Genomic DNA, 12,958 nt, shown 5'->3' on the forward strand with positions numbered 1-12,958 from the left:
AAATAGAATAGTTAAGGGTTAAATGTTGACATTTTATGTCAAGATCTAATCCTTAACATTGCGTTAATATTTAATTAGGTCTTTATTAAGACTTTTGCGCAAAATCTAAATTTAAACAAGCACAATGAAAAAAATTACAAGTTCGCTAACACTTGTGTTTCTTTTGCTTACAGCTTTCATGCAAGCTCAAGGAACTATTCGTGGTACTGTAGTAGACGGTGAAAATGGAACGCCGCTACCTGGAGTAAACGTTGTTGTTGAAGGGACAACTAACGGAGTATCAACAGACTTTGATGGGGTTTTCGAAATCCAAGTTGTTGAGAATACAGGTTCACTACGTGTTTCTTACGTAGGTTTTAAGCCGTCAACACTGGCTTTTGATTTATCTGGTAAAAAAGTGGTTGACTTAGGAACCATCAATCTAGAGATGGATTCTGATGCACTTGACGAAGTAATCGTTAAAGCATACTCTCTTGCAATTGACCGTAAAACTCCTGTTGCGGTTTCTACCATTAAAGCAGAGACTATTCAAAACGAGTTAGGTAGTCAGGAATTTCCTGAGATCTTAAAAACTACTCCTGGTGTTTATGTGACCAGAGGTGGTGGTGGTTTTGGAGATGCAGAACTACGTATTCGTGGTTTCAACTCTGAAAACGTTGCTGTTATGATCAACGGTATTCCGGTTAACGATATGGAAAACGGTCGTGTATACTGGAGTAACTGGGCAGGTCTTTCTGATGTAGCAAGCTCTATGCAGGTACAAAGAGGTCTTGGTGCTGCGATGATAGGTCTTCCTTCTATTGGGGGTACTGTAAACATCGTAACAAAATCTACTGACATCGAAAAAGGTGGAAACGTAATGATGACTACCGGTAACGATGGGTACACCAAATATGGTTTCAAACTTTCAACCGGACTTTTAGAAAATGACTGGGCTGCTACTGTAAGTTTGTCAAGAACTACTGGTGAGCAATTTGTAGATGCAACTACAATTGATGCATATTCTTACTTCTTGAATGTTGCTAAGAAAATAGGTGAAAACCACGAATTATCGTTCACAGCTTTTGGCGCTCCACAACGTCACGGACAGCGTCAAAACCGACTTTTAATTGATGACTATAGAAGAAGTGAGCGTGGAATACGTACCAACACTGATTTTGGTTACAAAAACGGTCAGCTTGTTAATATTGAAGACAACTTCTATCACAAGCCACAAATGTCATTAAACCACTATTGGACCATTAATGATATTTCATCTTTAACTACTGCGGTTTACTATTCATTCGGTACCGGTGGTGGTGGTGGTACTGCAGGAACTAATAAATTTGGCAAGTATGATACAGATTATCGTACTCAAGAGTTTGGCCCTGTAGATCTTGATAAAATCATTGCTGAAAATAAAGCTTTAGGTCAGGCTACAAGTGCTGAAACCTTCTTAAGAGCGTCAAGAAACAACCACCAGTGGTATGGTGCACTTTCAACGTATAACACTGAGTTATCTGAATATATTGATTTAACTGCAGGTGTTGACATACGTTTTTACCAAGGAGATCACTATACTGAATTAACAGACTTATTAGGTGGTGCATTTTATGTAGATAACAATGACGTAAACAACCCAAATAAAGTTGTACGCGTTGGAGATAAGTATAACTACAATGATACAGGTTATACTAACTGGCAAGGTTTATTTGCTCAGGCTGAGTACAACAAAGATGCGATCTCTGCTGTAATCTCTGTTGCGGGTAACAATACTTCATATAAGAGAGAGGACTACTTCAAGTATACTCCAGACGATCCGCTAAGAGAGACTGACTGGGTAAACTTTACAGCTTTCAGTACTAAAGGTGGTGTAAACTACCGTATTGATGAAAAGCACAATGTATTTGGAAACCTTGGTTATTTTGAGCGTGCTCCATTTAGTAATGCTGTATTCCTAAATAATACTAACGTTACTAATGAAGATGCAGTAAATCAAAAGATTTTCAGTGCAGAATTAGGATACGGCTTTAGAGGAGATAACTTTAGAGCTGACCTTAACGTATATCGTACACAGTGGATGGATCGTACATACACAGTGTCTAGAACGGCAAACAACATTCAATACACTGCAAACATTTTAGGTATCGATGCGTTACACCAAGGTGTTGAATTAGAATTACAATATCGTCCTATTGAGACTTTAACCTTAACTGGTATGGCATCTCTTGGAGATTGGCAGTGGGCAAATGACGTAAATAACGTACAGGTATTTGACGATCAGCAAAACCCAATCGGTGATCCAATCGATATTTATCTTGACGGTGTAAAAGTGGGTAACTCTGCACAAACAACCTTTGCATTAGGAGCAGATTATGCAGTACTTGCTTCTACCACAGTAAGAGCTTCTTTTAACTATGCAGCTGACTACTATGCAGATTATGATGTAACCGGTCGTAGTGTTGAAGGACTTCCTCAAACTTGGAAAATGCCAGATTATGGGGTGTTTGATTTAGGTTTAACACACAGATTCAATTTTGGTGGTTTCAATACGCAAATCAATGCTAACATATTTAACGTATTAGGAACTGAGTATATCTCTGATGCACAGGACGGTGATGGTTCTGTAGCAGAAACTGCTTTAGTATATTATGGTCCGGGTAGAACATACACTATTGGAGCAATAATTAATTTCTAAAAAAATTAAGATGAAAAAATTAAATTATTTATTTACCACAATCATCATGGCTGTTTTAGCCTTAGGTTGTGATCCTGTAGAGGATATAAATGAGCGCTTAGAGGCTAATGAGCCGGGGATCAGTACGGTACTAGATTATACACTGACTGATGATGATTATGAGGCATTAGAACTTTCATTCGGAAACTTTAGCAGTATGGATGATGCTCGAGCTTTAATCCCTCAAGTATTAACTGATAATTTTCCGGTATTGGGAGAAGGTTCTTTAGCAAATGTAACTTTTGCTATTTATGATCCTATTCGTGTAGAAAACTATACTGTGGTAGCAGCAGACTATGAGGCTGCAGGGTTATCAAACACTTATTTTTCTGGTTTAGGTGAAATTCAAGATTTTCTTGACCTTCAATATCCTCAAGCAGAGAATGGTGACTACGTTAGCTTGACGTATCAAGTACTTGCTGATGAAATTCAGTACACTTTAGATACTGATGATTTTGATTTTATCGGAGAGGAATTAGCTGATGCTTACCCAGATCCTGCTGCTAATGCGGCTCAATATCATAGTTTTGATTTAAGAGATGACAGAGATAGCTACTGGACTGAAGAAATGATCCTTGAAGCAATTAATGTTGTTTTAGAAGATAACTTCGATAATGTAACTGGTCAAAAGTACAATGTTTCTTACGCAACCTATGATGGTACGACAGCTGCAGAATCTGTTACTCTTCAGTTTGATGGAAATGCTTATGTTGTTGTTGGTGGAACGTCTTATGTATTGACCGCTGCTGATTTTGATGCAATAGGTGTAGAGTTTGCTACAACTTATCCTAATCCTGCTTCAAGTGCTGCGCAATATGACAATTTTGAAAGAAGAGATGGTCGTGATGCTTACTGGAGTGACGCTATGATTCTTGAAGCTGTAAGTTTTATAGTTGATACGCAATACCCTGATGCTGCAGAAGGTGATCAGTTTCAAGTAACGTATGAAATTTATACCGGTAGTGCTGGTACTGAGATTTTATCTATAGTGAAAGAAGGTGATGCTTTTGTTGTTGATGCAACTGCTTCTGTATCTACAATTGAAACCACTACGGTTTACGCATTCACTAACGGAAACTGGAATGAGCCATTTGCATTAGATGCTGAAGACTATACAGAAATGGGACAGTCATATCCTAATTTTGATGATGAGGATGAAGCGATCTATAAATTAGCAATTTTCTTAGGTAGAACATTCCCTTATGCTGAAGAAGGTGACTTCGTAGCGGTGGCCTATGCATTCTATGACGGTTCTACTTCAACAGAGTATGCAAACTTTGTTTTTGAAAACGGTGCTTTTGTAAATATTCCTAGTGTTATTGAAACTTCATTGCAGTTTGGTAACGACGGTACTACTTGGGTTCCTGATAATACTATTGCTTATAGTTTAACTGCTGCAGATTATGCATTTATTGCTGCAGAACTTGGTGATACGTATCCTGCGCAAACTTCAAGTATGGCTAACTACGGCAATATGGATCGTCGTAGTGGTAACGCTGCTTACTGGACAGACGATATGATTCTTGAAGCATTTAATTTATTGCTTGATGATCTTAATCCTTCAGCAGAAGAAGGTCAGAAATACGCTGTTACTTTTGATATCTATAACGGTTCAAATACCACTGAAACGTTCTTATTGATCAAAACTGATGGTGTTTGGGTTATGCAATAATCCATAAGACATTTAAAGTTAAACCTCCTACCTCAAGTAGGAGGTTTTCTTTTCTATACCTATATTGAAATGCAATATTTAGAATTATGAAAAAAAATACGACCCCTAAATTTCTAGCGAGCTTCTTAAGCCTTTTTACACTGATTCTTTTTTTAGGATGTAGTGGTGGTGATGACAGTACGGTAACTCCAGAACCAGAACCTGAAGTTAATGAGCCTGTGGCTGCTGATGATGCCTATACTACTGGCGAAAATGAAGCAATAGTGATAAGTAGTCTTTTAGACAACGATACCATTTTTGATTTTGGTCGTGTGTCAGAGACCGACGCAGAATCTACACAAGGCGGAACCATTTTAGATAATCGCGATGGAACCTTCACATATACTCCACCAGAGAACTTCACGGGTGAAGATACTTTTAACTATACTTTGTGTGATGCAGAAACCCCTGTAAATTGCTCGTCAGCAACGGTGACCATTACCGTTACAGGTTCAGATCCTGTTGCAGTTGATGATACTTATGAAGTAGAAGAAAATGCAACCTTCAGAATTAATAATTTTCTTGAAAATGATGAGCTGCTTGATAATGCTACGGTTTCGGCGCTAGATCTTACCAATACCAGAGGAACTGCGGTACTTAATGACAACGGTTCGATCTCATACACTGCGCCTAACGGTTTTGCTGGCGAAGATACTTTCACCTATACGATATGTGATGATGATGAAACCCCTGTTTGTTCAACGGCTACAATTAGCATTAACGTGATCGATGAGGGAACGCCAATAGCTAATGACGATGCGTATTTCTTTGATCAAAATAATCAAGCATTATTAATTGAAGGGTTTACAGATAATGACGAACTAATTGATGATGCTGTAGTTACTGAGATTAGTTATTCTGGTACAGGTACTGCTGTATTGAATGAGGATGGTAGCATTACCTACACACCACAATCAGGATTTATTGGTGAAGATACTATTGTTTACACGCTATGCGATGATGATGAAACGCCATCGTGTGTAACTGCCGAAATTACAATTGAGTTGGTTGATGCGATAGCGTTCAATATACCGACTGATTTGACCTATTATTATGAGAACATCGCGATAACACAAAATGATCTCGATCGAAATTTTACGGTACTGCGTACACTTACCCAAAATATGCATACTACTATTTTGCAGTATACAGACAGACACCAATTTCTTTACGATGCAGATGCTGACTTAGATAATCAGGCTAATGTGATTTTGATGTATTCCGGCGAAAGCAGAGACCGAAGAGAATACACTTCAGGAAGTAACTCGCATTCACCACAAACGTTCAATACCGAACATATTTTTCCACAATCGCGATTATCAACCGAAGAAGCAGTAACAGATCTACATCACTTACGCTCTACAGATGACGAAGTCAACTCTTTACGATTGAATTATCCGTACACTGATGGTAGTGGTGCGTATCAATTAGTAAATGGTAATTCGTGGTTTCCGGGAGACGAATGGAAAGGAGATGTTGCGCGTATGGTGCTTTATTTAAATGTGCGCTACGGCGAAGATTATACAAAAGTGGGCACGTTAGATTTATTCCTCAAATGGAATCGTGAAGATCCGGTTTCTGACTTTGAACGTCAACGTAATGAAGTTATTGAAGGTGCTCAGGGCGTTCGTAATCCGTTTATTGATAATCCTTATCTAGCTACTTTAATCTGGGGAGGAACTCCAGCTGAAAATACTTGGGAGTAGCAGATTACTGATCAAAATGATTTTAAATAGCCCCTTTTTCATTTGGAGATGGGGCTATTTTTATGCAATGGTCTAAAGAGCGTGTTTCAAGCTAAAAAAGTATCTTTGAGGCTCAAATATTAGGCTATGTATACTACCATTCAATTTGTACACTCGTACTGGGCTTATCTAGTACTCATTGTACTCACATTAACAACCATCAACTCGCTGATATCTTATTTTGGAGGTAAAGAGTTTGGTGCTAGAGATTTCAGATTGGCATTGTTCACGCTGATTGTAACGCATATTCAATTACTCATAGGGATCGTTTTGTATTTTGTTTCACCACTAGGGGCAAAAGCGATCGCTTCCCAAGGTATGAGTGCTGCGATGAGTGATCCTAACCTACGCTTATATGTTGTAGAGCATCCTCTTGCAATGATTATCACTATCGTGTTTGTCACTGTAGGTTATAGCAAGCATAAAAAGAAATTGACCTCTAAACCGAAATTTAAATTGCTAGCTATATTTTATACCTTAGGACTTCTTGTGATGCTTACTAGAATTCCTTGGTCAAATTGGTTTTAGACTAGATTTAAGACTTTAGAAATAAGTATTGAGATAAAAAAATCCCTTGATTAGCTGACTAATCAAGGGATTTTTAATTTTGTTTAACGTGTACTAGCGATTCATCCAATCTTCGATTTCATCAACTTCTAAAGGAATGTTGCGCATCAAGTTGAAAGGTTCGCCATTTTCTTGGATAACAACATCATCTTCTAAGCGTATTCCGAATCCTTCCTCAGGAATATAAATACCTGGCTCTACCGTAAAAACGTTGTTTGCTTGCATAGGTTCGTGAAGCAATCCATAATCATGTGTATCTAAACCAATATGGTGCGACGTACCGTGCATAAAGTATTTTTTATAAGCCGGCCAGTCTTTATTTTCGTTTTGAACATCTACTTTATCTAATAAGCCAAGACCTAACAATTCTGAGGTCATCAATTTTCCTACTTCTTCGTGATAAGGTCCCCAAAGTGTTCCGGGAGTGAGCATTTTAGTTGCTTCCTTTTTTACGCGTAAAACAGCGTTGTAGACTTCTTTCTGGCGTTCTGTAAACTTTCCTGAAACCGGAATGGTGCGCGTCATATCACTGCTATAATTTGCATATTCTGCACCGATATCGAGTAGGATTAGGTCTCCGGCTTTACATTCGGCGTTATTCACTACATAATGCAACACATTTGCATTATTTCCCGAAGCTACAATTGGCGTGTATGCAAAGCCTCTGGAGCGGTTGCGCAGGAATTCGTGCATAAATTCAGCTTCGATCTCATACTCCATTACGCCCGGCTTAGTGAACTGCAAAACGCGTTTAAAGCCTTTTTCTGTAATGTTACAGGCTTGCTGCATCACATCAAGTTCAATGGCATCTTTTACGGAGCGTAAACGCTGTAAAATAGGATTGCTCTTAGCAACACTATGCGCAGGATATTGCTCCTTGATTTTCTTGTTGAAACGTGCTTCGCGTGTTTCCGTTTCCACATTAGCGCGATAGTGCTCGTTGGTGTTGATGTAAATAGTTTCAGCCTGAGTCATGAGTTCGTAAAAAACTTTGTCCCATTCCTGAAGCCAGTATACCGTCTCAACGCCGCTTACTTCTAGCGCTTTTTCTTTGGTGAGCTTTTCGCCTTCCCACACCGCAATATGATCGTTAGTTTCTTTTAAAAATAGTATTTCGCGATGCTTTTGTTTCGGGCAGTCTGGAAAAAGAACCAATATACTTTCTTCTTGATCTACGCCACTTAGGTAGAATAAATCTCTATTCTGCTGAAAAGGCATCGTGCTGTCTGCACCTATGGGATAAATGTCGTTACTGTTAAAAACGGCAAGACTGTTGGGCTTCATAGCCTCCATAAAATTCTTACGATTTTTAATAAACAGTTGGCGATCTATAAGGTCGTATTTCATATCTAAATTGAATTTTGCCAAAGGTAACGGAAATTAAACCGATGCTGAAATAAACTGAGGAAACATCCCCTCCAGACCTCCCCTTCTAAGGGGAGGCAAAACATAGGTTTTATACAAGCTAGTCTGTTTTAAAGGTTTTGGTATTTTTATATATGCCGAATAAGATTATTCCATATTGAAAAGATCTGAAACCATTAGCGCGACTTCTAAGGAAAAATCAAACAGATGCTGAGAAGCTTCTATGGAGTGTACTACGAAGAAAATCTTTAGGCATAGAGTTTCATAGGCAGGTTCCGCTTCTTGACTTTATAATAGATTTTTATTGTCACGAAATAGGCTTAGCTATTGAAGTTGATGGAAGCATACACGAAACTCAATTTTTTGAAGATGCGCAAAGAGCAGAAAAAATTGAGTCCTATGGTGTTACTATAATGCGTTTTACAAATGATGAAGTTCAAAGCGATGTTGAGCACGTACTTCTCAAAATTAGAGAAAAGCTAGAGCAACTACAGTAATACTAAAGTTAAAAGAATTCCCTCCCTTTTGAAGGGAGGGTTAGGGAGGGATGTTTTCCATTTAATTTACTTAGCAATTCTTTAACTAAATGGCTATTTTTAGAAGCATAAAACTTTTCTCTATGCAAACACGATTATTCTTCTCCCTCTTTCTTTTAGGTATTTGTTTTTCCACACAAGCGCAGCAGATGGCTACCGCTGCCCAGCAGGTTAAAACATCGCTTGAAGCTAAAGATCAAATGCTTAAAAATTCTATTGTAAAAAATATTCCCTTTACAAATGTTGGACCCACGATTATGAGCGGCCGTGTGGTAGACATCGAAGTCAATCCTGAAAACAGCACAGAATTTTATGTGGCGTATGCTACAGGCGGAGTGTGGCACACTTCTAATAATGGAAACACCTTTGACTCGGTTTTTGACACCGCACCTACTCAAAATGTTGGGGATATTGCGGTAAACTGGTCGGCAAATATCATTTGGGTAGGAACAGGAGAAACTATTTCTTCGCGCTCTTCTTATGCCGGCATCGGTATTTTAAAAAGTGTTGACGGTGGTAAAACCTGGGAGCAAAAAGGTCTTTTAGATTCGCACCACATTAGCGATATCGTTCTTGATGCGACCAATCCTGATGTGGCTCTGGTGGGTGCTTTAGGGCATTTATATTCTGATAATACAGAGCGCGGGGTTTTCAAAACTACAGATGGTGGTGATACGTGGGAGAAAACGCTTTTTATCAATGATAAAACAGGAATTATAAGTCTGGCTGAAGCTCCGGAGAATCCTTCGGTGCTGTATGCTACGGCTTGGGAGCGCGAGCGTGCCGCTTGGGATTTTAGAGGTTCAGGAGAAAATTCAGGAATTTACAAATCTATAGATGCCGGTGATACTTGGGAGTTGGTGACCACGGGTAATGGTTTTCCGCAAGGCAAAGGCGTTGGTCGTATCGGGGTTGCTGTGGTTGATGAAAACACAGTTTATGCCATTCACGACAATCAAGATATTCGAGAAGAAGCTAAAGAGCGAGGAGTAGAGCGCGATGATAAAGCACTTACACCAGAGACGTTTAAAGGAATGTCTAAAGGCGAATTTTTGGCTTTAGAGAATGAAAGTCTTGCTGATTACCTACGCTCCTATCGTTTTCCAAGACAATATGAGGTGGCCAAAGTAAAAGCGATGGTAGAGGACGACGAACTGAAGCCTTCTGATCTATTTTTATACACGTACGATAAAAATGCCGCGGATGCGGAAGGCGAAGTGATCGGGGCTGAAATTTACTTGACCAAAGATGGAGGAAAAACCTGGAAGCGTACCCACGAAGGATACATTGACGATTTCTTCTTTTCGTATGGATATGTTTTTGCAGAGATGGATGTAAATCCTCAAAATCAAGACGAAATTTATCTCGTAGGTGTTCCGTTAATCAAATCTACAGACGGAGGAAAAACGTTTACTTATATCGATGAGCCTAACGTACACGTTGATCATCACGTGATCTGGGTAGATCCTAAAATGCCGAATCATTTGATTAATGGTAATGATGGCGGACTCAACATGTCTTACGATGCCGGGAAAAGCTGGAACAAGCTTAACTCAATACCTTTGGGACAATTCTATGCGATCAACGTAGATTATGAAAAACCCTATAATGTCTATGGAGGTTTGCAGGATAACGGTACTTGGAAAGGTCCACATACGTATTCTTATTCTAAAGACTATGAGGCCGAAGGGCAATATCCATACAAATCTATTGGTGGCGGCGACGGGATGCAAGTGCAGATAGATCGCCGCAACAGCAATATTGTTTATGCCGGGTCGCAGTTTGGGTATTATAACCGTATGAATTTAGAAACCGGCGAGCGCAGCTTTATAAAACCAAGTCACGATTTAGGGGAAGCGCCTTATCGTTTCAACTGGGAAACGCCCATTTTACTCTCACCACACAATCAAGATATCTTATATATGGGAGGAAATAAACTGATGCGATCTATGAATCAAGGTGATGATTGGACGCCAATTTCGCCAGACTTAACCGCAGGCGGTAAAAAAGGAAATGTGCCTTATGGGACATTGACCAATATCTCAGAATCGCCTTTTCAGTTTGGTTTACTGTATACGGGTAGCGATGATGGGGTTATTCAGGTTACTCAAGACGCGGGCGGCAGCTGGGATATCATCTCCGCAGGATTACCTCAGAATTTGTGGGTGAGTAAAGTAATTGCTTCGTCTCACAAAAAGAGTCGGGTTTACGCAACGCTCAATGGCTATCGTTATGATGACTTCAAGCCTTATGTTTATGTGAGTGATGATTACGGGAAAAACTGGAAGGATATAAGTAGTGATCTTCCCTTGTCTCCGGTGAATGTGATCATAGAAGATCCGGTAAAAGAAAACATCTTGTATTTAGGTACAGATGATGCGAGTTACATCAGTTTTGATCAAGGGGCAAGTTGGCAGCTTTTAGATGGAAGCATGCCTAACGTAGCGGTTCACGATATGGTGGTGCAAACCGAAGCAAATGATCTTGTGATAGGGACTCACGGAAGATCTATCTATATAACCAACCTTGATGAAATCCAGAAATTTGATACAAAAAATGCTTCGGCTTTACAGCTTTTTGAATTAGATGCGGTTGATTATTCTACCAATTGGGGACGTTCTTGGAGCGCGTGGAGAGCAGCGAATACTCCCGAAATTAAAATCGCTGTATATGCCCCGCAAAGCGGAAAAGCAACACTTGAGATTTTGAGTTCCGAAGAAAAATCAATTAAATCTTGGCAGGTAGAGGTAGAGAAAGGCTTTAATTATATTCCTTATGATTTAAGCATTTCTGAAGCAGGAAAGAAACAACTGGAAAGAGAAACTAAAGATCTTAAAATTTCAAAAGCTCAAAACGAGGTGTACTACATTGCGCCGGGCGCCTACAAAGTTCAGGTGAGTCTTAATGGGAAATCGCAAACGACACCACTTAAAATCGATGAAGGAAGCAGACGTCGTGACCGTGCTGAGGCGGCAGCTAACGCTCCTGAAGAAGATTAAAGTCAATACAAATGGAATTAAGTTTAAGTATACCGGCATTGTTATTTCCGGCGATATCGCTAACAATGCTGGCTTATAACGCACGATATCTGGCAATCGCAGCGCTCATCAGGGAGTTGTATAAACGCTATCAGGAAGAATCCTCAAGTCCTATAAAAGCACAGATCTATCAATTGAGACGTAGATTAGGAATTATCAAAGCGATGCAGGCTATGGCGATCGTAAGTTTTTTGCTGGCAGTGATCACGATGTTCTTTATCTATATCGAAAAATCAGTTTGGGCGAATGTTATTTTTGGAGTGAGTTTGGTGGCGCTAATGATTTCACTGGCGCTTTCTTTTACAGAAGTGCAACTCAGCACTCAAGCATTAGAAATTCAGTTGAATGATATGGATGATTGACCGAAGCGTTTAACCAAAAGCTTAGTAGGAAATCGATTGCTTTTTTCAGCGTGTATATCTTATTCAGATTGGTCGAGGAAGATAGATTTTAAACATTCTTTAAATTTTTTGTTCAACAAAAACCCTTGATTTCAAAGGTTTTCGAAAGCTTTGTTGAACATTTTTCTTCTTATTTATAACGATTCCAAAAGCAGCCACAATGTTTGTGAAACAAACCGCTGAGCCGTAAATTTGTGCCACTAAATTAAAAACGTAAATAAATGGGAATCATTTCCTCTTCTATCGCCCGAAAGGTAGCTATGGCACTTTCAGGTTTGTTCCTTGTATTGTTTTTAGGTCAGCATTTTACAATTAACCTTACTTCGACCTTTAGCCCTGAAACCTTTAATGAGTTTTCTCATTTTATGGGGACTAATTTCTTAGTGCAGGCGATTCTTCAGCCGGTACTTATTTTTGGGGTTATCTTTCACTTTGTGATGGGTTTCATTCTAGAAGCGCGTAACCGTTCGGCAAGAAAGGTGAGTTATGTAAGCTATAAAGGAAACACAAATTCGAGCTGGGTAAGTCGCAATATGATTTATACCGGTATTGTTGTTTTAGCCTTTTTAGGACTTCACTTTTACGATTTCTGGTTTCCGGAAATCGCCTACAAGTATATCGAAGCAAACCCGAGCGACGCGACGCGTTATTACGGGGAATTGGTAGAGAAATTTCACAGCCCGGTAAGAACTGGTTTATACGTGCTTTCTTTTGTTTTTCTAGCATTACACTTGTATCACGGCTTCGCTTCTTCATTTCAGTCTGTAGGCTTCAATAACAAGTATGCGAGAGGGCTTAAAAAGTTTGCAAAAGTTTATGCAATCGTGATTCCTGCCGGATTTATTTTCATCGCGTTGTTTCATCATTTTAATCACTAGA

The 12,958-nt window shown here is 39.3% G+C and carries 9 protein-coding genes; 8 read left to right on the forward strand and 1 reads right to left on the reverse strand.

Annotation, left to right across the window (positions count from 1 at the left end; genetic code table 11):
- Window positions 1–124 precede the first annotated feature (124 nt).
- The 4 genes from HCN54_RS15720 to HCN54_RS15735 all read left to right on the forward strand — a co-directional run bounded on the left by HCN54_RS15720 (window position 125) and on the right by HCN54_RS15735 (window position 6,700).
- A complete protein-coding gene (locus HCN54_RS15720) occupies window positions 125–2,677 on the forward strand; it encodes a TonB-dependent receptor (protein WP_167598533.1) in 2,553 nt (850 codons plus the stop codon).
- A 10-nt stretch (window positions 2,678–2,687) separates the two neighbouring features.
- Complete coding sequence (locus HCN54_RS15725) at window positions 2,688–4,388, forward strand: hypothetical protein (protein WP_167598534.1); 1,701 nt, start codon at window positions 2,688–2,690, stop codon at window positions 4,386–4,388.
- Window positions 4,389–4,474: 86 nt separating this feature from the next.
- Window positions 4,475–6,133 (forward strand): Ig-like domain-containing protein, encoded by a 1,659-nt coding sequence (locus tag HCN54_RS15730; protein ID WP_167598535.1) that lies wholly within the window; start codon window positions 4,475–4,477, stop codon window positions 6,131–6,133.
- A gap of 126 nt (window positions 6,134–6,259) precedes the next feature.
- Complete coding sequence (locus HCN54_RS15735; protein ID WP_072981157.1) at window positions 6,260–6,700, forward strand: hypothetical protein; 441 nt, start codon at window positions 6,260–6,262, stop codon at window positions 6,698–6,700.
- A gap of 93 nt (window positions 6,701–6,793) precedes the next feature.
- Here HCN54_RS15735 and HCN54_RS15740 read toward each other — a convergent pair whose 3' ends face one another.
- Window positions 6,794–8,086, reverse strand: coding sequence for an aminopeptidase P family protein (locus tag HCN54_RS15740; RefSeq protein ID WP_167598938.1), 1,293 nt, complete (start codon window positions 8,084–8,086; stop codon window positions 6,794–6,796).
- A gap of 185 nt (window positions 8,087–8,271) precedes the next feature.
- On the opposite strand from HCN54_RS15740, the gene HCN54_RS15745 reads away from it, so the two are divergent.
- The 4 genes from HCN54_RS15745 to HCN54_RS15760 all read left to right on the forward strand — a co-directional run bounded on the left by HCN54_RS15745 (window position 8,272) and on the right by HCN54_RS15760 (window position 12,957).
- Window positions 8,272–8,601 carry an endonuclease domain-containing protein gene (locus HCN54_RS15745; protein WP_240924979.1) on the forward strand — a complete coding sequence of 110 codons (330 nt, stop codon included), beginning with the start codon at window positions 8,272–8,274 and terminating at the stop codon, window positions 8,599–8,601.
- A 122-nt stretch (window positions 8,602–8,723) separates the two neighbouring features.
- Window positions 8,724–11,639 (forward strand): VPS10 domain-containing protein, encoded by a 2,916-nt coding sequence (locus HCN54_RS15750; protein ID WP_167598536.1) that lies wholly within the window; start codon window positions 8,724–8,726, stop codon window positions 11,637–11,639.
- A gap of 11 nt (window positions 11,640–11,650) precedes the next feature.
- A complete protein-coding gene (locus tag HCN54_RS15755; protein WP_167598537.1) occupies window positions 11,651–12,040 on the forward strand; it encodes a DUF2721 domain-containing protein in 390 nt (129 codons plus the stop codon).
- A gap of 260 nt (window positions 12,041–12,300) precedes the next feature.
- A complete protein-coding gene (locus HCN54_RS15760) occupies window positions 12,301–12,957 on the forward strand; it encodes a succinate dehydrogenase cytochrome b subunit (RefSeq protein ID WP_072981163.1) in 657 nt (218 codons plus the stop codon).
- The last annotated feature ends 1 nt before the right edge of the window (window position 12,958 follow it).

It is taken from the genome of Leeuwenhoekiella sp. ZYFB001, from assembly GCF_011784865.1.
Lineage (GTDB): Bacteria > Bacteroidota > Bacteroidia > Flavobacteriales > Flavobacteriaceae > Leeuwenhoekiella > Leeuwenhoekiella palythoae.